A 23,527-nucleotide genomic window follows, 5' to 3' on the forward strand; every position below is an offset into this window, starting at 1 on the left:
ACAAACTGCGGCCAAATTTTAATATCACCCCCAGGACCTTCATGGACTTAGCTTCCAGTAAATATGCTTGCCACGCTTTTCATGCATCCCTGCCAGGTGGCCGTGATGTCGGTGAACTGAGTTTGTCGCAATCTGGCCTCAGTTATCATGTGGCATCCTTGCTGGGAACGCTGTCATTTGCCCACATGGAGCTGACCATGGGTGGCTCCAACAATACTCTGGTCTTCATCAAGCATGCCCATAAACCTGACCTGGTGCTCTACACCAGTGATCTTAGCATCCTGAAAAACCCTGCATTACTGGCCCATCCGGAGTGCTCGCGCCAGATTGCAGCACTGAGCCGCAAACGTATGCTCGGCTGGGGTCTGCTTGTTGGCTTTAGCTTGCTGCTGCTGGCATTGCCTGCAGGTTTAATATGGCAAATGGATGGTTTGTCTGCTTATGTAGCCAAGCAAGTGCCAGTGGAATGGGAAGAAAAACTCGGTGCCAGTGTCGCGGCCCAGGATGACCTGAAAAACAAGCGCATGCCCAAGGCCGAAGCTGACGCGGTCTTGAAGCCGCTAACCGCACCTCTGCTGCAAGCCTTGCCGGATTCACCGTATCGCTATTCCATCAACATCGTCAACGATAGCACCACCAATGCCTATGCCCTGCCCGGCGGTTATGTCGCGATTCATTCTGGCCTGATACTAAAAGCGGGTAGTGCCGAAGAATTGCTGGGTGTGTTAGCCCATGAAATCAGTCATGTCGAAGAACGTCATGGCACCCGCAGCATTATAGGCAATGCCGGGATTTACCTGGTTGCCAGCGCAGTGTTTGGCGATGTCAGCGGTTTGCTGGCGGTATTTGGCAATGCGGCTCCTATGCTGCTGAGTCAACAATATTCGCGTCGTTTCGAAACCGATGCCGATGAAAAAGGGGTATTGCTATTAATTCGGGCCCGCATCAATCCTGCAGGTTTGCCGGTCTTCTTTGAGCGCATGATTGCTGAAGAAAAAGCCGCGCTGGAAAAAATCGATAATAAACAGGCGCGCGAAGCCTACAAACAAGCCATGGGTTTGCTCAGTACCCATCCTGCCAGCGATAAACGCATGGCCCATTTGCGCACACTGATAGTCAAATCCCAGGGACCCTACATTAATCAGGACGCTGCATTCAAGGATTTGCAGGAAGCAGTCAAAAAATTTGTTGCCAAGTCTACGACCAACGAAATAAAAAAACCTGCGCCGACAACACCGTCACCAGCACCAGCAACGCAATCCTGAAGCGCAAATAAGAAGTCCGCAGAATTGCCCCGGCAATTAGCTGCTAGGCAGCCTGGGTAACTGTTAGGAATTCAAAACCAAGAGGAGTTAGTAGTGAAAACCAATATCAAAGGAGGCCATGCCTTCTCCTATGTCGAAGTAGAACTCGAGCCTGGTGAAAGCATCATGACGGAACCTGATGCCATGTCCAGCATGGATGCCAGCCTGGATTTGACTGCGCATTTCAATGGCGGCGTGATCAAGGGCTTGCTGCGTAAATATCTGGGGGATGAGTCTCTGTTCATCAGCCGCTTCAAGAATGCCACCTCTGCACCACGCCGCCTCACGATTGTGCAACCCACACCAGGTGAAATCCTGTGCCGGGAACTCAAAGATGAAGAGTATTTCCTGGTGCCCGGTGCCTTCCTGGCCTGCGAAGAAGGCGTCAATATAGGCCTGAGCTTTGCCGGCTTTGCTTCCTGGATTGCCCGTGAAGGCTTATTCCGTATCAAGGTCAGCGGTAATGGCAAGGTCTGGTTTGGTGCTTATGGTGCGCTGCTGGAAAAAGAAGTGAACGGTGAATACATCGTCGATACCAGCCATTTGGTGGCCTACGACCCATCGCTGCGCCTCAACCTGCAACTGGCTGGTGGCATTTTTTCCAGCTTCTTTGGCGGCGAAGGCCTGGTAACGCGCGTCAGTGGTCAGGGCAAGATCATCATCCAGACGCGCAGCATTTCCAGCCTGGCTGGCTGGCTCAATCCAAAACTGTAAGGACGCATCATGCATGTAGAATTAGTCAATCAGCCAGGCAATACCGCAGCCAAAGTCAGCCTGCGTCCTGGTGAAGTCTGCACCGCTGAATCAGGTGCCATGCTGGCCATGAGCAGCAATATGCAAATTACCACGACCACCCATAAAAAGCAGCGCGGCTCCCTGTTGAAAGCAGCCAAGCGTTTGCTCGGTGGTGAATCACTGTTCCTGAACCATTTTGAACCACAAAATACGCCGGGAGAAGTCTGGCTGGGTACAGACCTGGCAGGCGACATGCTGGTAATGCCGCTGGATAACGATAACCTGATCGTTCAGGGCGGCTCTTTCCTGGCCTGCGACGAAGGCATAGAAGTTGATCTGGGCTGGCAGGGTTTCAAATCCATACTGTCTGGCGAAAGCATTTTCTGGCTTAAATTAAAGGGCAAGGGCACTGCCGTGCTGTCTTCATTTGGTGCCATTTATCCAGTAGAAGTGGATGGTGATTACATCGTCGATACCGGCCATATAGTCGCTTTCAGCGAAACCCTGCAATTCTCCATCACCAAGGCAGGCAAGAGCTGGCTGCAATCCATACTCGGCGGTGAAGGCATGGTCTGTAAATTTTCTGGCCGTGGCACAGTATGGTGCCAATCGCATAATGAAAGCAGCTTTGGCAGCCTGCTCGGCCCCAATCTCAAAGCTGGCAAACGCTAAGGACAGCCATGAATAACACTATGATAGATATCGTCCTCACCGGTGAGCTGGCCGAAGGCGTCAGCTTTGAACAAGCATGCGCGGCTATAGAAAAACTGTTCAAGCTGCCAACTGAACAAGCCAGGCAATTACTGGAAACCGCGCCACGCGTTATCAAGCGTGGCCTCGACACCGAAACTGCCGAAAAATACCGCCAGACCATAGAAAAAAATGGCTTGAAGGTAGTCTTGCAAAATGAGGGCGATGCTGCCGTCAGCAAGCCAGCTCCTGACACAGCACCGCCTGCCATACTCAAACAAGAACCCGATGTCACCACGACGAGCACAAGCATGGCACCTCAGCCAGTCGCAGCGACAGATTTCGCAGGTTTGAAATTCAGGATAGACGGCAGCCCTGATTTTGGCTTTGTCACAGTCGATTTGCCACGCGGACAAATGTTGAAAGTGGAGGCTAGCGCCATGGCCACCATGGACACCAACCTGGTCATGAAGACCAAGATGAAAGGCGGCATCTCACGCATGCTGGCTGGTGAAAACCTGTTCCTCAATGAATTCACTGCGGAAAACGGCCCAGGTGAAATCGGCATCGCCCCCGCTACTCCCGGCGACCTGATCCACCGCTACCTACGCGGCGAAACGCTGTACCTGCAGAGCGGTGCATTTCTTGCCAGTACACCTGGCATCAATATCGAAACCAAATGGCAGGGCCTGACCAAGGGCTTCTTCTCCGGCGAAAGCCTGTTCCTGATCCGCGCCTCTGGCGAAGGTGACCTGTGGCTCAACAGCTATGGTGCCATCATAGAAATCGACGTTAAGGACGGCTACGTCGTCGACACCGGCAACATCGTCGCCTTCACCGAAGGTCTGGAATACAGCATCAGCAAAGTCGGCGGCTACAAATCCCTGTTCTTCTCCGGCGAAGGCTTTGTCTGCCGCTTCAAGGGTGAAGGCAAGCTGTGGATACAGACACGCAGCGTGGGCGCGTTTGCTGGATGGGCGAAGCAATATCGTCCGGTAAAGGGGTAAGCTCAATCTCTGACCATCCAGGATCGAAGAAATTTGGTAGATGGTGGTGATGACGTTGCAGTTGCGGTTGCAGTTGTTTTTGACTTTAGCAGTTCCCATGTGTAACCGCCGTTTGTGCAGTGCAGAAAATGGATTAAGAAGAGCCGCTGTTTGAGGTGTAGCAGGGGTTTCGTGCCGCATGCTGCACGCCTGCGTAACGACATGGGCTTGCAAGCGCAACTTCCTAAGGGCATGGCCGCAGCGAGTTTCGGATCTGCCCCATTTGTTGTACTGCACAAACGCCCCCCCTTTAGGAGGCGGTGACGCCTGGGTCGCCTTTTTGGCCCACCTTTTTGGCGAAGCAAAGAGGTGGGTAGCTGCCGGTCTACCACCGGCCAGCAATCTTAGAATACGGATACCGACACTTGCAAATCAAGTCATCCCAAACGCTGCGATTCAGAAGTTAATGCCTTCACGATATCCATGAAAGCCACAGGGCGCCAGCCCGGTGAAATGTTTGCATAACATTCACATAAAGAAAAAAGCATCAATTACTGAAATTTACTCACCAATATCATGAACAAAACATGGATTGTTTCACCAATCCCTATCCACGATACTGCCATTTCCAACCCCTTATTAAGGAAACTGAAATGTCAGCAACATCCAATGATTTTAGTGAACAAGTCATCCTCATCACTGGTGGCTCCTCAGGCATAGGCCTGGCCAGCGCCCAGGCCTTCATCAATGCCGGTGCCAAACGCGTCTACATCACAGGCCGCTCACAAGCCAGACTGACAAAAGCCAGAGAAATCCTCGGCGACAGGGCAATCCCTGTTGAGGCCGATGTCGCCAGCATCAGCGACCTGCAAACCCTGCATACCAAAGTTGCCGCCAACGGCGACAAACTTGATGTCCTGTTCGCCAATGCCGGCATCGCCATCCACAATCAGTTTGGCAGCACCACAGATGTGGAATTTGCCACTACCTTCGATACCAACGTCAAAGGCCTGTTCTTCACCGTACAAAGTCTGCTGCCATTGATGAAACCAGCTTCTGCCATCGTCCTGAATGCTTCTATCGCAGCCAGCAAGGGCATGCCCAACCTGAGCCTCTACAATGCGTCGAAAGCGGCGGTGCGCTCGTTTGCGCGCAGTTGGGCAAATGATCTCAAGGACAGCCTGATACGTGTCAACACCATCAGCCCCGGCGTGACTCGCACACCTATTATGGAAAATGGCCTGGGCATGAAAGAAGAAGATATCGCTCATTTTTCAGCCTATCTGGCTGGCGCGGCACCGGCGGGGCGTATGGGCAGGCCGGAAGAAATTGCGGCTGCCGTGTTATTTCTGGCATCGAAAGCCGCCAGCTACGTCAATGGCGTGGAATTGTGTGCCGATGGGGGCTTGATACAGGTTTAGCCAGAACAGGTAAGATAGGTTTTTTCTCCTGACAGCCTATATCATGATTACCTGCTATATCCGTTACATCATTGACCCCGCCAAACTGCCAGAGTTTGAACATTACGGCAAACTCTGGATACCACTGGTGAACAAGTTTGGCGGCCAGCACCACGGTTATTTCCTGCCTTCTGAAGGCGCAAATAATGTGGCACTGGCACTGTTCAGCTTCCCCACCCTGGCAGCGTATGAACAACACCGCATGCAGATGATGGATGATCCTGAGTGCCAGTCAGCATTCAAATATGCAGAGGAACACAAGTGCATAGTCAGTTATGAAAGAAGCTTTTTCCGGCCCGTCATGGCGTAGGGGCCATAGCGACAACTTCATGGTACTCAATCCAAATAACCGATGGTATTCGCTACAACGATCGCCAGTATCACGGGCAGCCAGGTGAGCAACATGAGCAAGCTTGCGTTGACCAGAATGAACCAACTCATTTTTTTCTGCGGCACTTCAAGCAGGACTGGCGCGCCCAGACATAGCAAGTAAATGCTGTAGATACTAGCGACAAAGTTCATGGCGACCATGGCGCTTATGCCGTCTGTCACCTTTTCTATACGAAAAAAGGGGAGCAATTGCATCGACTTCACGACCAACAGTGGCACTATGCTATAGATACTTAGCTTTAAAGCCTGTGGCAGGCTATACAGGCCGCCTAGCCTGCGACTCATGCCCTGCATGATACGTGCAATGATATAAATGAATAGCAAACCCATGCCATAGGCGCGCACGGAATTCACGACAAGCATACGCAGGTAATCCCCTTCCAGTGGTTCCGCACCGGTCGTCTGGCCATAGGTGCGCAGCAATATGGTCGCCAGCAACCCCATTACCAGAAAGAAGGCTGTCAAGGGCATGATCGTCATGACGAAAACATGCTGACTGGTCAGGTTCTCCTGCGAAATCTTTCGCCACTCTTGCCTGGGTGCGACAAGTACATTGAACACGCTGCGTGCCAAATTCATTTTTTTCCTGACATGCTATAGAGCTTATTTGCTTTTTTCTACATCCAGAAAACGCCAGTCACCCCGCATGATGGGGTGAGTTTTATAGCCCTTTACCCAGGGCTGTATCAACCAGTTGCGAACACGCCACAGTTCCAGGCTGTGTACGGTATCGGCTTCCATGATGCGCTCTATGGTGTTGAATAATTTCTGGCGCTCAGGTCCGTTTGGCATCAGGCGGGCTTTTTCAAAGGCTTCGTCAAAGGTTGCAGATTTATAGCAACCATTATTGCCACGGTAGGCATTGGTGCCTACATAGGACTCCAGGAAATCAATGCCGTCCGGGATGTCAGCAACATAGCCCATGCCAAACATCATGAGCTTGCACTGGTAGGCAGACTTGAGGTTGTCGGCAAAACCGGCGACCGGGAATTCTGCGCGTATGCCTATCTTGTCGAGCGAACGCTTCCAGATTTCCATGCGCGCATAATCTCTGGTCTTGGGGGCAGAATGGATGCGTAGCTTCAGGGGCGATCCATCTGGCATACTGCGGTAACCGTCTTCACCGCGCTTATAGCCAAACTTGTCGAGCAGCTTGTTTGCCAGCGCCGGATCATAGACATTACTATTGCGATAACTGGGGTCATGCCCCACCACATCCGGTGGCACCATGCCATGTGCCTTGATGGCTTGTCCGAACCAGACCTGATCTATTTCTTCCTGGAGGTTGTAAGATAGGGCAATCGCACGGCGCAGGGCTATCTTGTCCTTGCTGTAACCTCCCACGGTGGGGTCCTGAAAATTGAAGTAAGTACGGGTGACGCCTGGATCAATAAAGCGGTACAGCCGCAAACCCTTGGCTATAAATTCAGGTTTGAGTTTGCCCTGATCGAGTAACTTGACCGACGCTGCCGGCACCAGCATCTCGAAATCCAGCTGGCCAGAATCAAAGGCCAGCCAGCGTGATTGCTCTTCCTCTATGATAGCAACTTCCACTCTGCCGACTTGCGGCATTTGTTTGCCTTTCATATCCTTGATGATTTGCTTATCCCATTCTGAACCTGTGCCTTTGAAGTCCCAGACGAAACCACGATATTCGGGATTGGCTTCGAGAATTATTTTACTGCGCGGCACGTATTGCTTGAGCATGTAAGCACCTGTACCTACAGGATGCTGGTTGACGGCTTCACCATAGAGTTCGACAACTTCACGCGCAACTGCACCGCCCAGCGGTTTGGCCAGGTAGTAAATCAGGCTGGGGTCAGAGGCCTTCAAACGCATGATCAGGGTGTAATTGTCGGGGGTCTCCAGACCGGCAATGGGTTTGTCGTAATCGAACTTGCCGGTCTTTTTGGCTTCAGCAGTCAGTTCATCAAGGCCAATGACCTTGCCTTCCAGCACCCGTGAATGCACTGAACGATTATTCGGATCTACCAGGCGTTTGAAAGTATAAGCATAGTCGCTGGCCAGCAACTCCCGGCGCTGGCCTTTGAATGCCGGGTCGGGAGCAAAATAAATCCCCTTCTTCAGACGAAAGGTCATCGTCTTGCCGCCATCTGTGATTTCAGGCAGGCTTACGATGGTATTGGGTATCAGTTTGGCCGGACGTGCCAGATAATCGTACGTGACGAGGCCTTCAAAGATCGCATCCGCCAGCCAGTTCGAATAAGTGCTATTGGTGCGCATGGCATCAAAACCGTCATCGGCGGCTTCAAAGGACAGGTGCAAGACTTTATTCGGGTCAGCCGCCGCTATTGCAGGCAGGCTCAAGCTGCAGAGCAGTGCCGTCAGCACAGCCGTCAGGGTAGATTTCATCTGAAAAAAGGAAAAAGAGTAAAGCCAGCAGAATAGCAGTTAACGCCCGCATCTAGCCACCAACATCTAAGAACCTGTTTACGATCTGTAGCGAGCGTGCGTCAGCGGGGTGAAGAGCAGTGCAAAAAGCGGAATGTACTTCTGGTAGATGAGCATTTTGAGCAGCACATGAGCCCCGATCACGCACGCGCAATAAGATCGTAAACAGGTTCTAACGCATGGATAAACCGTATTTGCGCATGATCCTTTCCATCTCGCCAGTTTCTTGCAAAAACTGTATCACGCTATTGATTTGCTCCAGTTTCCACGCTGACTTAAGCGACAGAGCGCACTGGGTCTGTACTACAGAAAACGGCGTTTTGGAGATTTTGTACAGAGCGCGTTTATCCGGGAAATTCTTGAAATAGCCTTCGATTTCACCGTCAGAACTGATCATGGCATCCGCCCCACCCCGTGCCAGCAAACGGAACATGCCTGGCACGTCGGTCAGGTCAATACGCTTGATTTTACCTTCTGCCAATTGGCTGGCGATTTGCGGATAGTGATAACCGAGTTGCAACACCAGTTTTTTACCTTCCAGTTGCTGCGGAATGATTTCTATACTGGCTTTGTCTGCCAGCACGACCACTCTTTCCACCTGCGGGAAAGTCGCCACCGTCCAGCCGACTTCCTTGGGCAAGTCAAACCAGGTCGGACTGGAATAACACATGAGATCGGCATCGCCCTGGATCACAACGCTTTCTATACGCCTGCGCGAATAAGGCGCGTAGCTGACTTTCGCAGAGAGTTTTTTCGCCAACTGGTCTACAAAGTCTTTTTGCAAGCCACCAAGCAGTTGATGGTTCTTGTCAAAAATATTCAGGGGGTAGTCGAGGTTTTCATAGATAGCCACACGCAAAGGCTGCTCTGCCGCCAGTGCCGCTGATGTGCAGGCCAAGCATGAGAGCAGAGCTGCCATCCCGCTTAAAGCGGTAAGCCAACTTGCGCGCCATCTTTTCATATTTGCACCTGTCCGATAACGAGGGCTATAAAGGCATGACTATATACTGACAAATCCACGTGCACCCTGCAAGCCACCTGTATGTATAGCGATGACCCGCGCATCTGGTGCCAGATAAGCATGATGCCACAACTGGCGCAAAGCAAACAGCATTTTGGCAGTGTAGACCGGCTCCAGGGGAATCGACGTTTCATGCACGAACTGGCGAGAAAAATCCAGCAGCTCGGGTGCTACCTTACCATAGCCGCCATGATGAAATTCGGTTAACAATTCATAGTTTTGGTAATCAGGGTAACCCGCATCAACCAACAGGCGAGTGATTTCAGTACGCAAATAATCCCCGCCACTGATGGCAGCGATACCCAGCACTTTCGAGCGTCCCTGCAAGCCAGCCAGCAAACCAGCCAGCGTTGCCCCGGTGCCACAGGCAACTGCCAGATAATCCGGGATGAATGGCAATTCGGCAATCAACTCTGCCACACCGCGCAAGGCAAGTGGCGCACTACCCCCCTCAGGCAGCCAGAGTGCATTCGCCCCTGCATCTTCCAGATGCGTGCGCCAGGCAGACTCGCCCAACCGCAACTGGCGGTAAGTTTCACGATTGACAAAGCGGACTTGCATGCCGAGGGCACGCACATCTTCCAGCATGGCGCTATGCATGCCCTCGGCCCCGCGTATCAGTGCAGTAGCAGGCAGCCCCAGAGCATGGGCGACATGGGCCAGCGCGTGGATATGATTGGACCAGATACCTCCCATCGAAACAACATGGCTGCGACGACCCTGCAGGCCTAGCAAGGGATACTTCAGTTTACGAAACTTGTTGCCAGACACCTGAGGGTGCAACAAATCGTCGCGTTTCATCCACAAATCCATGCCCGCAAAAAGCTGGCTGTGGACTTGCTGGCAGGGGGAACCGGGGCTTGTGAATAACATGCTTGGCAGAAATGTGGGTGACAATGGTAAAGTGCCATTGTAGCGCCTGGCGCTGCACCTATAGCCGGAGAGGACATGCCCACAGATTTTAATCAGCCTTTGTTAAATGCCCGACAACAAATAGACCAGTTGATCAAGCAAATCAAGAACGAAGGTCAGCAAGACAACCTGTTACCCACACTGGAAACCGTGCTGACCCAGCTTGACAGCATGGCCAGGACCGACCATCTGACTGGCGCATTGAACCGCCGTACGCTGATGTCCATGCTGGATGGTGAACTGGCGCGCTCCTTTCGCACTGGTCATACCTTTACCCTGGCGGCGATCTCGGTTGATGGCCTTGAACAGATACTGGAACAGCATGGCCAGGCAGCAGCCCGCCAGGTCTTGCAACAAGTCGCCAAAGAAGCCCTGACCATGTTGCGTACCCTGGATTCATTCGGTCGGGTCGCCGCCAATGAATTTGCCATCGTCATGCCCACTACCTGGCTGGAAGCCAGCCGCAAGGCCATCGCCCGCCTTAAATTGCGCATCGCCGAGGTAGACTGGAATACCATCTCGCCCGGCCTGACGGTGAGCTTTGCCACCGGACTGACCACCAACGCCCACAAGGACAATGCCGAAAGCATGCTGAAAAGAGTCGGTATCGCCCTGCAGGATGCGCGCAGCCAGGGTGCAGACAAAATTGCAGAAATTGAGCCCCCCCTGCCTGACTACGACCCCACCGCAGAAGATTAGGGAACTTGTTGCCTGATCTGTACACCAAGCTAGTCCAAACAAAAAAATAGACTGGGAAATCATGAGTACAAAACACTTGCGGCGGGTGCTTCCTGCAGTATCCATCATGCTAGGCGCAGTATTGAGCAACCTGTCCATGCCAGCGGTGGCCTTGAGCAGTACTATCGTCAGTGCCAGCATTAGCGATGACAAAACCGATGCGGTCAAACTACGGGCAGAATACATACGTAAGAATTATTCGAAATTTGAATACCGCATCCCCATGCGTGATGGCAAATTGTTGTTTACTGCCGTGTATATGCCAAATGATGCCAGTGCCAGTAAACGTTATCCCATCCTGATGAACCGTACTCCCTATTCAGTCGCGCCCTATGGCGCAGACCAGTACAGAACCATGCTGGGGCCAACCGCCGACTATGAGAAAGAAGGCTTCATTTTTGCCTTTCAGGATGTACGCGGCACCTTTATGTCCGAGGGTGAGTTCGTCAACATGCGCCCACACATGGCGCAAAAAAAATCCAGGACCGATATCGATGAAAGTAGTGACACCTTTGACAGCATAGAGTGGATGCTCAGGCATTTGCCCAACAACAATGGCAAGTTTGGCCAATGGGGCAGTTCATATCCAGGCTTTTATGCGTCGGCAGGTGCGATCGATGGCCACCCGGCACTGAAAGCCATTTCTCCGCAAGCCCCGATTGCTGACTGGTTCCGCGGCGATGACATGCACAGGAATGGCGCTTTCAACCTGCAAATGGCTTTTAATTTTTTCTATAGCTTTGGTCAGCCACGCCCGCAACCAACAGTAAGTAAAGGCTGGAAAAATTTCAACTTTGGCACACCAGATGGTTATCAGTTTTTTCTTGATCTGGGCTCAGTCGCGAATGCGAATGCACGGCACTTTAAAAATGGTATCCCTTTCTGGAACGAGATCATCGTTCACCCGAACTATGATGAATTCTGGCAAAGCCGAAATATCCTGCCACACCTGAAAAACATCAAGGCTGCCGTCCTCACAGTAGGCGGCTGGTATGACACAGAGGATTTATATGGCCCGCTAAATACTTACAAGTCCATAGAAAAACAAAACCCCGGCATACAAAACACCCTGGTCATAGGTCCATGGACACATGGCGGCTGGTACCGCACGGATGGCGACAAAGTTGGTGACACAAATTTTGGCTACAAGACGGTGCAAACATATCAACCAGTGGAACTGGCCTTCTTCAAACATTATCTGAAGACGGGTGACAAGCCAACACTGGCCGAAGCCTGGATGTTTGAAACTGGTGCCAACCGCTGGCGTGGTTTTGACAGTTGGCCTCCAAAGGAAAGCAAGGACAAGGCCCTGTATTTTCAGGCCAATGGCAAACTGAGCTTCAGCGCACCGACCAATCAGGAAGCACTGTTTGAAGAATATGTCAGCGACCCGGCCAAACCTGTTCCTTACACTACCGAGATAGGCACACGCTGGAGCAACCAGTATATCGCTGCTGACCAGCGCTTTGCCAGTAGCCGCCCTGATGTCTTGACCTGGCAAAGTGAAGTGCTGGAAAAAGATGTAACACTGGCCGGCCCACTGAATGCTGATTTGTTTGTCAGCGTCACAGGTAGCGATGCAGACTTTGTTGTCAAGCTGATTGATGTCAATCCACCCAATCTGGAAATTGATGCACAAACCAATCGTGGCAACCAGCAAACCCTGGTACGTGGCGAACCTTTCCGCGCCCGCTACCGTGATGGATTCGAAACGGCCAAAGCGATGCAGCCTAACCAGATGACCAAGGTGAAATTTGCTATCAACGATGTGCTCCATACTTTCAAGCGTGGACACCGCATCATGGTACAGGTGCAGTCGAGCTGGTTCCCTTTTATAGACCGCAACCCACAATCCTTTGTGCCGAATATCTATGAAGCCAGAGACAGTGACTTCATCAAGGCTACGCATAAAGTGTATTTCGGTAGCCAGCAACCCAGCGCCCTGCATGTGAAAGTGTTACCAGCACTCGACGAATAAAAAAATGCCGTTTACCCCATCTGGAGTAAGCGGCATTTTTTTGATCAATTCTATGTCGTTTTTGGAGCTGGCTGAAACACCACCAGCCAGGTCGCCAGCACCACGCCAGCACAGCCTATTGCCGTGTTCATTGTAATATGCTCATTCAGGAACAGATAGCCCCATAGCAAAGCAAACAGCGGGATCAGGAAAGTCACGGTCAAAGCCTTGGTCGGCCCCAGGTCAGCCATCAGGCGAAAGTAAATCAGGTATGCAACGGCACTGCATAGTAAAGCCAGGGCGATGCCCACCATCGCGATGGTTGCCGTGATTTCGCCCTGCACTGGTGCCAGCGGCAAGAAGGGCAATAGCACAAACGCCGCGCCCACCTGCGAACCTGTCGCCATTTGCATGGACGTGAGACCTGTCAGTTTTTTCTTGGTGTAAATACCGACAATGGCATAACACAAGGTTGCGCCCACGCAGGCCAGCACTGCCAGCACCAGAGTGCTGTTAAATTCCACTGGTCCCAGGCGCACCAGGAAGGCAACGCCGAGCACACCCGTCGCCATGCCAGCCATCTTGCGCATAGTTAATTGTTCCCCCAGAAAAGCCGCCCCCATCATCGCCCCCCACAGCGGACTGGTGGCATTCACGATTGCTGAATAACCGGCCGGGATGCTGAGTGCAGCATACGAATACAGGGCAAAAGGCAGGGCAGAATTAATCGTGCCCAGTATCAGGAAAGACTTCCAGTTTTCACGAAAATTCATGGCCCTGCCAGTGATGAGCATCATGGCCAACAGAGCGATGCCGGCCAGCCCCACCCTGACCTCGGCACTCCACAAGACGCCGACCACCGGAGCCAGCACCCGCATGAACAGGAAAGACGCTCCCCAGATCGCGGCCAGGGAAATCAAACGTAATAAGTCAACACTGCGCATATGCACTCCATCAAGATCAGGAGTGCAGCTTAACAAACTACCGAAAAAGCTGCTGGCAGCTTTCGGACATGAGGGAAATGAACAATAAAAAGGGAACAGCAGGCCAAATCAAATAATGGAGCAAAGCCAATTCATGAATTTTTTCTTACTTCTTGAAATCTGGATCGCGACGAGGGTCGCTGCCGGGATCACAAGCCAGTGATTCAAGGCTGGCACACTCCCGCTTCCTGTTCGCCGGATGATCGCCCAGACTATTCTTTCCTTGGGTATAGGCTTTCAGGTATTGCTCCCGGTGCGGTGGCTGATTACGCAACTTATTGCGCCACTGTTGAAACTCCGGTTCACTGAGATGACACTTTACCGAACGATACAGTGTGTCATTGTAAATCGCAGCCTTTTGAGGAAATGCCTCAGTACATGCCTGCACCGCCCCTTCCAAAGAGCCGACGTATCCTGCCGTGGATAATTCCTGCGCACTTGAGCTATTCAGAAGCAGGTAGCCCGCACACAATAAGATGAGGTGTTTCATTTTTTAGACTCCAAATTTAAACACAAGCTGATCTCTCCATACGGCTCAGGGGATACAGCCTGGCATAGGCTACCGTCAGCAAAGAGCAGATATTATTCTGTCGTGAGCAAGTCAAAAAACTGTTCTGTGTTTTTTCGTATCTGCTGTGCCAGTGTTACTGGCGACATCCGTAGAATAGCAGCAACTGCTTCCAGTACCACCGGCAGGTACATCGGCTCATTGCGGCCATCATCCGGGCGCACGGGCAAATTGCGCGGCAATAGAAACGGTGCATCAGTTTCTATCATCAGTTTGTCTTTAGGTAAAAATTTGACGGCCTTGCGCAAGTCATCACCGCGTCTTTCATCGCAGATCCAGCCAGTGATACCAATGTGACAGTCAAGATCCAGATAGGCGCGCAATTCGTCTGTGTTGCCAGTGAAGCAGTGCACCACTGCGCCCGTCAGTTGCGGACGGTATTGTCTGAGCAAGGCAAAGAAATCATCATGCGCATCACGTTCATGCAGGAACACCGGTTTTTGCAAGCGCACCGCCAGCTGTAATTGCGCTTCAAAGCAGGCGCGCTGTTGTACTTCAGTCGAGAACATGCGGTTATAGTCGAGACCACATTCACCAACTGCAAGCACCGTCTTACTGGCGGCAAGTTTTTCTATACTCCTGGCAGCTTGCGCATTCCAGTTCTTGGCTTCATGCGGATGCACCCCTGCAGTGCTGCTCAGATAACCAGGATATGTTTGTGTCAGCGCATGGGCATCATGGCTGGCACGCTCGGAGGTGCCTGTGACGATGATATGTGCTACACCTGCCTCCTTGGCTCGTGAGATGACAGCATCAAGGTCGGCATGAAAACGACGGTTGCTCAGATTCGCACCGATATCTATCAGTGCAGGTTTTTGTAGCATGGTATAAATTTCCTGTTGTTTTTATTATTTGGACTACCGGCCGCACAACAATTCAGTTGTGGGTATACAGAAGCAAAAACTGCAAGGGATAGTCTGGATAGATCCAAATCTTATTATTAAAAAAAGGCGCTGTTTTTTTAAACGCCAGCGCCATCTTAATGCGAGATGATGAAAAATATCAAGTGTTTCAGTCAGGGCGTGTTGCAAATTCAAACTACTTACATCGGCTTGAAACGCCATGCATAGGCCTGACTCACCTTGAGCTTTTCTTGCAGGCCGCGCAGCTCCACCGTGTACTTGCCCAACTCATCCCTGTGCGCACGGGTAATAGCATCAGCGCGTACCACAGTGCCACGATGGACTTGCCAGAAAATATCGGGATCAAGTCCATCCATGATTTCTTTCAGTGGCTTGCGCACATGGGCTTCATCGTCGATGCACACCACGCGCGTGTATTTTTCATCTGAACTGAAGAACAGGATTTTTTCTACCGGGAACATCTTGATGGTATCGCCGACGCTGGCACTGATCCAGCGTATCCGTTCTGCTGTCGTATTCTTCAGACGCTTGTCGAGTTCAGACATGAGCTGGCTGACATCAGTCACTGGCTGCTTGCTGGCGATACGCTCCTTCAGTCTGGCGACGGCCTCCTGTAACCTGATTTCAGAGATAGGTTTAAGCAAATAATCAATCGCACCAGCAGCAAAGGCATCGAGTGCATGACTGTCATAGGCAGTTGTGAAAACGGCGTGGCAGCGCCCTTTTACGGCATGCGCCACGTCCAACCCTGTCATGCCTGGCATGCGTATATCCAGGAAAGCAATGTCTGGTTCTTCCTGGTGTATTGCTTCCAGCGCTTCGGCACCATGTTCGCATTCGGCCAGTATGACCAGTTCTGGCCAGACTTTATTGAGCATGCGGCGCAATTCCTTGCGGGGCAAATCTTCGTCATCGGCGATGATGGCTGTGGTCATGATTTCACTCTTCGTCTGATTATGGTTCAAGAGGCAGGAATATAGTCGCTGCTACGCCGCCCTCTGGCAAGGCTTTCAATACCAGGCTGGCGCGCTTGCCATACATGGATGCCAGTCTTTCATGGATATTCGCCAGGCCTATGCCAGAACCAGAACTGCTGCCGGCAAAGCCTACACCATTGTCAGCGACTGTCAGTTCCAGCATGGTCAGCCCATCCTGCTGTAATTGTTTCGCAAACACTGCCACATGGACCGGACCTATCTTGGGCTCTACCCCATGTTTGACGGCATTTTCTACCAGTGAAATCAGCATCAGTGGTGGTAGTGCGGCATCGGCCACTTCGCTGTCCACGCTGTAACTGAGACGTGGTATGCGGGCATGCATGAGACCGAGATAGGCACTGGCAGCCTCCAGTTGCTGCTTGAGTCTTGCCTGCCCAGAACTGCCATCATTGCGCATCTGCGGTATGGTAGCACGCAGATAATCAACCAGATGATCAACGATGGCGGTCGCCCTTTCAGGTTCAGTCAATATGGCGGAGCGCACACCCGCCAGGGTATTGAACAGGAAATGCGGCTCTACCTGGGCGGCCAGGATTGACAGGCGCAGTTCGGCTTCGCGGCGGGCATCCTGTGCTGCACTGAGTTCTTGTTGACGCAAGAGTTCTTGCAAGCGTTTTTTCTGACGGAAGAAATACCACAGATCAATTGCGCCCGCAGTGTAGGTGATAAGACCAGCAAAAACCAGGAATGAAAATGTCTGCACCGCCATTTCCAGGGCAGGTGATCGCTCAATTTTGCTGAGTTCTTTTTTATCGTTGGCTTCAGTGTTGTTGCTGGTTTTACCTGTTGCAGCAGAAGTAGAGGATGCGCTATCTGGGACTTTACTGGTCGCCCCCAGAGAACCAACAACTGAAATCTCAATATTGCTGGTGCCATAAGCGACATACTTGGTGGCATATTTCACCGCGACCAACACACCATAGCTGCATGCAGCACCCAGCAACAGGGCCAGGCATAGGGATATCACTTCCTTTTTCCCGGTGTAAGCCCGGTTCCTGACCCACACGGCCATTGCTGGCCCCAATAAATGCAGAGCCGTTCCACCTATTGTCAAAGGGACAAAGGCTGAAGCCATTTTGCGCATGTCGGCATCTGCCAGCAAACCAGCCACCAGAGCCAGCAAGTCGACAATGATAAACAAGCCTATCCATGCTTGCGCCCGGTAGCGAAACCAGGTGCGCGAAAACACTGGATAATTACGGGCGCGAGTCAGCCAGGTTTCGCTCTTTGCCGTCACCTCGGCTGGCAGTAGTTGTTCTGAATGATGCAAAGCTGAACGCATGGGATTGATGGCTGACATGGCAATTCCTTATGAAGTTTGATTCAGTGTAGGGATTGCATGAATGGTGTAGGAAAAATGTGATAAAGCTCGCTGCCGTTGGATGAAATGCGTTTTTTCCTTGACGAGTTAATCTGCCCCGGCTTCGCCTGCGTCTTCCGGAGTACTATCAGTGGTAGCGGCTCTTTGCTGTTTGGCAATACGGATGATGGTATTGCGTATAGAGCTCAGCACCGCCACAGAATTGAAGGGTTTGACGATGAAACCATGTACGCCGCGTTGCTGGGCTGCTTGCAGTACGGTCGCATCTATTTTTGAAGACACCAGAAATAACAGTGCCTTGGGCATTTCGGACTTGATCTTGTCGAGCAGGGCCAGACCCTCTTCATCCGTTTCACCGATGTCTACACAGACAACCTGGGGTTTGAGCTTGATAATACGGGCCAGGCTGGCAGGCGTGAGATTGGCATCTCCCACCACTTCATGACCGCCATTCACCAGAACAGAAGTCAGCAAATTACGGGCAACGGCATTCGCATCCAGGATGACGGTTTTTAGCATGGCTAGGTGTGGAAAAGGGTTCAATTTGCATATTAATGCAAAACTTTAAGTTCATGTAGAAAAGGCGGCAGATCTGTCGTATCTGCCGCCTTTCCAACTGAATCACTCGCTTACATACTACGGTTACAGCCCACTAGTCCCGGTTGCCATCTGGTTTGGCATTTTTGACGTACATCTCCAGCCAGCGGTCTTGCTCCCACAGCATATGCAGGATGGATTCGCGGGCGCGGTAGCTATGGCTTTCATTTGGCAGCATGGACAGCCTGGTGGCCCCGCCCAGGCCCTGTATGGCCTGATACATGCGCTCGCTTTGCATGGGGAAGGTACCAGAATTATTGTCTTGCTCGCCGTGAATGAACAGGATGGGGTCCTTGAACTGGTGGGCAAAATTGAAGGGGGACATTTCCTGATAGACCTTGTTGGCCTTCCAGAAATTCCTGTCTTCAGACTGGAAGCCGAAAGGTGTCAGGCTACGGTTGTAGGCCCCCGAACGGGCGATGCCGGCACGGAAGAAACGGGTATGCGCCAGTAGATTTGCGGTCATGAAAGCACCATAGCTATGCCCCCCGATGGCGATGCGGTTGCGGTCTGCCACCCCGAGACGCACCACTTCATCCACGGCAGCCTCTGCATTCATCTTCAGTTGCTCCAGAAAAGTGTCGTTCGGTTCTTTCTTGCCTTCCCCTATGATGGGCATGGTGGGACCATCCAGCACGACATATCCACGCGCCAGCATGGGCAGTGGGCCGTTATAGGAAATGCGGTTGAACTTGTAGGCTGAGCCTATCACTTGCCCGGCTGCTTCTGCCGATTTGAATTCACGCGGATACGCCCACATCAGCATAGGGCGGGGGCCATCGCGTTTGGGATCGTAGCCCGGTGGCAAGTACAGGGTGGCGGTCAGGTCCACTCCGTCTTCACGCTCATAGCGGATTTGCTGTTTCTTGATGCCCTTGAACTGCAGCATGGGGTGCGGGAATTGCGTCAGGGCCCGTGGCGCAGTATTGGCCAGCAAATCATGCAGATAGAAGTTGGGCCTTTCTTCGACTGACTCGCGGCTGGTAATGAAGCTGCTGCCTTTATCATTCAGCAAGGCTTGCACCTCTTCATAATAGGGTGCCTGTGAGCGCCACAAACGTGTCGTCTGTTTATTCGTCAAATCGAATTTATCGAGGAAGGGGCGGTCCCCCTCAGGGCTGGCACCGTTGCCAGTAAAGAAAATCGCCCGGCCATCCGGGCTGATGCGCAAGACCATGCGGCCCTGGGCATTTTGCATCATCACCGGCGTGCCAGGATTACTGTACTGATCTTCTGACTTACGGGAAAACATCAGTTCTGGCTTGCTGTCCGGCACACCTGGCTGTATGCGCCAGGTACGGGTGTCGCGTGTCTTCAGCCAGTTTTCAGTGACCACGGCGAGGTAATCATTGCCCCATTGCACATTACCAAAGCGCCAGGGGATATCCATCAGCTTTTGTGCTGGCTTATCAAACGGAGCGGCCTGCTGGAACAGGGCATCATGGATTTTGCTATTCACATCAGGGTCGCCACCAGCCTGCGCCTCCAGCCAGTACAGGGTGGCTGGTTTATCCGTGCGCCAGCCAAAATCACGCGGCCCGGCTTGCACGGCGTCATTACCTGTGGGTATGCGCTCGCGCAAAGGGCGCTCGGCCACGGTCTTGATCTTCTTGCCCTGATTGTCCCAGAGTTCTATCAGCTGGGCAAAACGGTCAACTGGCAACATGGTTGAATACGGGCGGCGCAGTTGCGTGGTCAAAATCAGCTTGCCGTCAGGCGATGCCAGAGACTTGATCAGCGTCATGGGGCGAGTAATACGACGCACTTCACCATTCAAGGTGACGATGCCCAGTTGGGTCTGCAGATACCAGTCCAGGGTATCGCTATCCCGCGCTGTCCTCAGCATATCGGGATAAATGCGGTTTTGCAGCGTTTTGCCACCCTTGGTTTCTTGCATGTTCGGGCCTGCAGGTACAGCAGGTGGTGGTGGCAATTCCTTCTGACGCATTGGGGCCAACCTGACCAACAGTTTTTCTGACCCTTCTATCCAGGAAAAACCAGGGCCTGTCACTGCATTCAGTTTGTCACCCATCAAACGACGGGCTGTGCCTTTTTTTACATCCAGCAACCATAGTTCGACACCGCCCTCTACCCATAAACTGAAGGCCAGCCATTGCTCATCGGGTGACCAGGCCGTTTCTGCTATCTTGAGTCTGGTCGGCAAGCCTTTGACTTCACGCGCCTTGCCAGTAGCAATATCGAGCAGACTCATGCCATTGCCAAAGTCAAAATGGCTGGCGGCACGGGTACGTGGATTGATGCGCAAACCCGCCAGCCGCAATTCTGGCTGCGAGACATCGGCAATACTGGCCAGGCCCGGGAGGGTCAGCAACAATGCCGTCTTGCGCTGAGGCCCCAGGCGAAACAGCGGGCCTCTGGGCGCATCGACCACGGCTTGCAATTCTGCCGGTGGCAACTGGTAGCCGGATTCCGCTACATTACCGGCATGGATGTAGCTACTGGCCGACGCTAACAGAGCGAGTGTTGCGGCGACGAACAAGGGTTTGATACGTATCATTAAAAGAGCATCCTGATATACATCTTGATAATAAATTTCAGGGCTAATTTGATAATTTTTTGCGCCCTACAAACAATTACCGCCCCAGTTTGGGGCGGTGTTTATCAAGTATTGTAACCAGTTTACATCAACATCTCGTTTTATTAGCTACTTTGCGCCCGGTGCAAAACCGTTTGCAGTAATGTCCAGTTCAGTGACTTCACCATAGCTGGCAGCAATACTGCGTATGCTCTCTGCCTTGCCTATCAATAGCATTTGCAGTTTATCGCGGGGGAAATGCTTGTCCACCAATTGTTTGGCTTTGTCGACATTGAGGCCATCGACATCACGCATGAAATGATCAATTTGTTCGCGTCCGACTTTGGCGACAAACATGTCACCCAATAAGCCTGCCAGTTGCTGATTGGTTTCAAAACGCGGTGGGAATTGGCCTTTGACATAGGCTTTGGCCGATTCCAGAGTTGCCGCATCTATGCCCTTATCCCACAGTCGCTGATAAGTCTTGGTGGCCAATGCCAGCGCAGCCTCGGTCTTGGGTGTGGCCGTGAAACTGGAAACGGCAAAGCTGCCGGTATCTGCCAAAGGGGAGAAACCGCTGTTGGCACCATAAGTCAGACCAGAATTAACCCGCAACTCATCGTTCAGCCAGGAAGTAAAACGACCACCCAAAATGGTGTTGATGACTTGCAGCGGAACATAGTCAGGGTCATTGCGGGCAATGCCCTTGCCACCAAACAGGAAAGTGGTTTCTACTGCATCTGATTTGTTGACCAGCCAGACGCGTGCCTTGTCTGCTTCTACCTTGCCATTGGCAGCAGTTGCGGGCATGGCAGTAGTGGCTTTCCATGAGCCGAACAAGCTGGCCAACTGGGCGCGCATGACGCTGGGCTTGAAGTCGCCAACCACCACCAGGGCTGCGTTTTCTGGCCGGTAATAACTTTGGTGGAATTTTTTGGCATCCTGGGGTTGCAGTGCCGTCACGCTATTGACTGTACCTCCTACCGGATTGGCATACGCACCGTTACCAAACAACATGCTGCGGTAATAGGTTTGCACGACATTGCGCGGGCTTTCCTTGGCTTGCTTTAATCCGTCAACTGTCCGTGAACGCAGCTTGCCAAATTCTTCTGCTTCAAATACCGGGCGCAGCATGGCGTCAGCAAAGATGGGCAAGAGTACACCCACATCGGCGCTGGCAGAATCGGCATTCAGGGATGTCGATTCTGCGGTCGTGGTACTGCCAATACGGCCACCGCGAAAATCAAATGTCTGGTCCAGGGTCTTTTTATCGTACTTGCTACTGCCTAATAGCAAGGCGTCACCAGTCAGGTTGGCCAGGCCTGCATTATTGGCATCACTGACGGCCCCCGCCTTGACGACGGCGCGCACAGCAATCAAGGGCACGTCATGGCGTTCCATCAGATACACGGTCAGGCCATTTGGCAATTTGGCAGTTTCAAAGGCAGGCAGGCGGAATTCGGCAGCCTGGCTGTTTGCAGCCAGCAAACTCAGGCTGGCGAGGCTATAGGCGAGAATTTTTTTACTGATCATTTTCTTATTCCTCTACAGCAGCAAGCACGCCTACTGTTCTTTGTGATTTTTTAAAGTATTTGGCTGCGACACTCTGGATATCGGCAGGTGTCAGTTTGCGGTAGGCATCTGGCGCATCAAACAGCTTTTTATAATCGCCAAAATACATTTCATATTCACCGAGCTGGGCTGCCTTGCCATTGATGGTTTCCTGGGCGCGGTAGAAATTCAAGAGTTTCTGGTTTTTGACTTTTTGCAATTCATCTGCAGTGACGCCATCCTTGACCAACCTGTCTATCTCAGCCAGCAAAGCTGATTCGACTTTGGCAGCTGGCACCTTGTTGGCAGCAACAGCAAAGAAGTTGAACAGGCCAGGGTCAAACGCCTTGCCATGATCGGCCCCAACCTGTGTTGCCAGACGCTGGTCCACCAGGGCCTGGTACATGCGTGAAGTCTTGCCATCGGTGAGTATGCTGGCGATGACATTCAGGGCATAGTAATCAGGATGGCTGGTTGCTGGCATCTTGTATGACACCATGAGATTGGCAGCGGTGGCGGACTCCTTGCGCACGAATACCCGGCGCTCGCCTTTTTGTTCAGGCTCTACAGTGCGCACGACTGGCGGCAACGCACGTTGCGGGACATTGGCAAAATACTTTTCAGCCAGGCGTTTTACTTCGGCTGCCTTGACATCACCAACGATGACAGCCACCGCATTATTCGGCGAATAATAGACATTGAAGTAACGTTGCAAGTCATCCAGTGTCCAGGCCTTGATGTCAGACTCATGGCCTATCGTAGGGATGGAATAGGGATGAGCGCGAAAGGCAGATGCATACACTTCGCCCCACAGGGCGCGCAGATTGGAGTTTTCCAGCCCGGTACTGCGCTCGGACAAGACCACGCCGCGCTCGCTCTCCACCATCTTTGGGTCTATGCTGAGGTTGGCGATACGGTCGCTCTCCAGGTCAAAAATGACAGGCAGGGCAGTGGCCGGAAACCAGTCCTGGTACACAGTCAGATCATTGCTGGTATAGGCATTATTGGCACCGCCATTGGCTTCCATGGTGCGGTCAAATTGTTTGGGGCCGAATTTCTTGGAGCCATTGAACATCATATGTTCAAAAAAATGCGAGAGACCAGTAATGCCAGGCACTTCATTGCGCGAACCGACTTTCCAGTAGGTGTACATATTCGCGTTTGGTATCGTGCTGTTTTCCAATACCAGAAATTTCATGCCATTGGGCAGGGTGAATGTCTTCACCTGCTCGACGCTCACGGCCTGGGCCGTTGCTGCCAGCCCCATAATACCTATACAAAAGCCGCTTGCAGCGACCAGATTTTTCCACTTCATTGCTTGTCTCCCTGGTTTACCTATCGATTGCAAATATTTAGACCATATCAGGCTGCCATCACTCTACATGCTACGACCACAAAAACAGTGTGTGGTTCAGCATGCGGACAGAAAAGAGTAAGGCAATTTGTTTGCCATCAAAATTGCTGAATCTATACCTGATTTTGACATACTGGCAAGTTAAATCGTT

21 protein-coding genes are annotated in these 23,527 nt (G+C 52.1%); 8 read left to right on the forward strand and 13 right to left on the reverse strand.

Annotated elements, in window-relative coordinates; translation table 11 throughout:
• The first annotated feature begins 41 nt into the window (after window positions 1-41).
• The 6 genes from Q8K39_RS12115 to Q8K39_RS12140 all read left to right on the forward strand — a co-directional run bounded on the left by Q8K39_RS12115 (window position 42) and on the right by Q8K39_RS12140 (window position 5,485).
• Window positions 42-1,265 carry a M48 family metallopeptidase gene (locus Q8K39_RS12115; protein ID WP_305260490.1) on the forward strand — a complete coding sequence of 408 codons (1,224 nt, stop codon included), beginning with the start codon at window positions 42-44 and terminating at the stop codon, window positions 1,263-1,265.
• Window positions 1,266-1,358: 93 nt separating this feature from the next.
• Window positions 1,359-2,018 carry a TIGR00266 family protein gene (locus tag Q8K39_RS12120; protein WP_186955814.1) on the forward strand — a complete coding sequence of 220 codons (660 nt, stop codon included), beginning with the start codon at window positions 1,359-1,361 and terminating at the stop codon, window positions 2,016-2,018.
• Between the two features lie 9 nt (window positions 2,019-2,027).
• On the forward strand, window positions 2,028-2,711 hold the full coding sequence (locus Q8K39_RS12125) for a TIGR00266 family protein (RefSeq protein WP_186955813.1): 684 nt from the start codon (window positions 2,028-2,030) through the stop codon (window positions 2,709-2,711).
• A gap of 8 nt (window positions 2,712-2,719) precedes the next feature.
• A complete protein-coding gene (locus Q8K39_RS12130; RefSeq protein ID WP_305260493.1) occupies window positions 2,720-3,736 on the forward strand; it encodes a TIGR00266 family protein in 1,017 nt (338 codons plus the stop codon).
• A 632-nt stretch (window positions 3,737-4,368) separates the two neighbouring features.
• Complete coding sequence (locus Q8K39_RS12135; protein WP_305260495.1) at window positions 4,369-5,136, forward strand: SDR family oxidoreductase; 768 nt, start codon at window positions 4,369-4,371, stop codon at window positions 5,134-5,136.
• 43 nt (window positions 5,137-5,179) lie between these two features.
• Window positions 5,180-5,485, forward strand: coding sequence for an NIPSNAP family protein (locus Q8K39_RS12140; RefSeq protein WP_305260497.1), 306 nt, complete (start codon window positions 5,180-5,182; stop codon window positions 5,483-5,485).
• A gap of 26 nt (window positions 5,486-5,511) precedes the next feature.
• Here Q8K39_RS12140 and Q8K39_RS12145 read toward each other — a convergent pair whose 3' ends face one another.
• The 4 genes from Q8K39_RS12145 to Q8K39_RS12160 all read right to left on the reverse strand — a co-directional run bounded on the left by Q8K39_RS12145 (window position 5,512) and on the right by Q8K39_RS12160 (window position 9,871).
• Complete coding sequence (locus Q8K39_RS12145; protein WP_305260499.1) at window positions 5,512-6,144, reverse strand: Yip1 family protein; 633 nt, start codon at window positions 6,142-6,144, stop codon at window positions 5,512-5,514.
• A gap of 24 nt (window positions 6,145-6,168) precedes the next feature.
• Window positions 6,169-7,938: an ABC transporter substrate-binding protein gene (locus Q8K39_RS12150; protein ID WP_305260501.1), complete on the reverse strand. Its 1,770-nt coding sequence runs from the start codon at window positions 7,936-7,938 to the stop codon at window positions 6,169-6,171.
• Window positions 7,939-8,149: 211 nt separating this feature from the next.
• Window positions 8,150-8,875, reverse strand: coding sequence for an ABC transporter substrate-binding protein (locus Q8K39_RS12155; protein WP_305260503.1), 726 nt, complete (start codon window positions 8,873-8,875; stop codon window positions 8,150-8,152).
• A gap of 102 nt (window positions 8,876-8,977) precedes the next feature.
• Complete coding sequence (locus Q8K39_RS12160) at window positions 8,978-9,871, reverse strand: 1-aminocyclopropane-1-carboxylate deaminase/D-cysteine desulfhydrase (RefSeq protein WP_305260505.1); 894 nt, start codon at window positions 9,869-9,871, stop codon at window positions 8,978-8,980.
• A 75-nt stretch (window positions 9,872-9,946) separates the two neighbouring features.
• On the opposite strand from Q8K39_RS12160, the gene Q8K39_RS12165 reads away from it, so the two are divergent.
• Together Q8K39_RS12165 and Q8K39_RS12170 are read left to right on the forward strand one after the other, a co-directional pair.
• Complete coding sequence (locus tag Q8K39_RS12165; RefSeq protein ID WP_305260506.1) at window positions 9,947-10,609, forward strand: GGDEF domain-containing protein; 663 nt, start codon at window positions 9,947-9,949, stop codon at window positions 10,607-10,609.
• 61 nt (window positions 10,610-10,670) lie between these two features.
• Window positions 10,671-12,626 carry a CocE/NonD family hydrolase gene (locus tag Q8K39_RS12170; RefSeq protein WP_305260508.1) on the forward strand — a complete coding sequence of 652 codons (1,956 nt, stop codon included), beginning with the start codon at window positions 10,671-10,673 and terminating at the stop codon, window positions 12,624-12,626.
• A 50-nt stretch (window positions 12,627-12,676) separates the two neighbouring features.
• Here Q8K39_RS12170 and Q8K39_RS12175 read toward each other — a convergent pair whose 3' ends face one another.
• From Q8K39_RS12175 to Q8K39_RS12215, 9 genes are all read right to left on the reverse strand, one after another.
• Window positions 12,677-13,549 (reverse strand): DMT family transporter, encoded by an 873-nt coding sequence (locus tag Q8K39_RS12175; RefSeq protein ID WP_305260511.1) that lies wholly within the window; start codon window positions 13,547-13,549, stop codon window positions 12,677-12,679.
• A gap of 145 nt (window positions 13,550-13,694) precedes the next feature.
• Window positions 13,695-14,078 (reverse strand): hypothetical protein, encoded by a 384-nt coding sequence (locus Q8K39_RS12180; RefSeq protein ID WP_186955803.1) that lies wholly within the window; start codon window positions 14,076-14,078, stop codon window positions 13,695-13,697.
• 92 nt (window positions 14,079-14,170) lie between these two features.
• Window positions 14,171-14,980, reverse strand: coding sequence for a TatD family hydrolase (locus tag Q8K39_RS12185; RefSeq protein ID WP_305260513.1), 810 nt, complete (start codon window positions 14,978-14,980; stop codon window positions 14,171-14,173).
• Window positions 14,981-15,198: 218 nt separating this feature from the next.
• Window positions 15,199-15,954 carry a LytTR family DNA-binding domain-containing protein gene (locus Q8K39_RS12190; RefSeq protein ID WP_305260514.1) on the reverse strand — a complete coding sequence of 252 codons (756 nt, stop codon included), beginning with the start codon at window positions 15,952-15,954 and terminating at the stop codon, window positions 15,199-15,201.
• Window positions 15,955-15,973: 19 nt separating this feature from the next.
• Window positions 15,974-17,317, reverse strand: a complete 1,344-nt coding sequence (locus tag Q8K39_RS12195; protein ID WP_305260515.1) for a sensor histidine kinase — start codon at window positions 17,315-17,317, stop codon at window positions 15,974-15,976.
• A gap of 108 nt (window positions 17,318-17,425) precedes the next feature.
• Window positions 17,426-17,857, reverse strand: a complete 432-nt coding sequence (locus Q8K39_RS12200) for an ANTAR domain-containing response regulator (protein ID WP_186955799.1) — start codon at window positions 17,855-17,857, stop codon at window positions 17,426-17,428.
• 133 nt (window positions 17,858-17,990) lie between these two features.
• Entirely contained in the window at window positions 17,991-20,453 is a 2,463-nt protein-coding gene (locus tag Q8K39_RS12205) for a S9 family peptidase (RefSeq protein WP_305260517.1), read from the reverse strand.
• Window positions 20,454-20,600: 147 nt separating this feature from the next.
• Window positions 20,601-22,004 (reverse strand): pitrilysin family protein, encoded by a 1,404-nt coding sequence (locus tag Q8K39_RS12210; protein WP_305260518.1) that lies wholly within the window; start codon window positions 22,002-22,004, stop codon window positions 20,601-20,603.
• A gap of 4 nt (window positions 22,005-22,008) precedes the next feature.
• Entirely contained in the window at window positions 22,009-23,337 is a 1,329-nt protein-coding gene (locus tag Q8K39_RS12215; protein WP_305260520.1) for a pitrilysin family protein, read from the reverse strand.
• Window positions 23,338-23,527: the final 190 nt, after the last annotated feature.

Source organism: Undibacterium sp., from assembly GCF_030683615.1.
Classification (GTDB): Bacteria; Pseudomonadota; Gammaproteobacteria; order Burkholderiales; family Burkholderiaceae_D; genus Undibacterium; species Undibacterium umbellatum.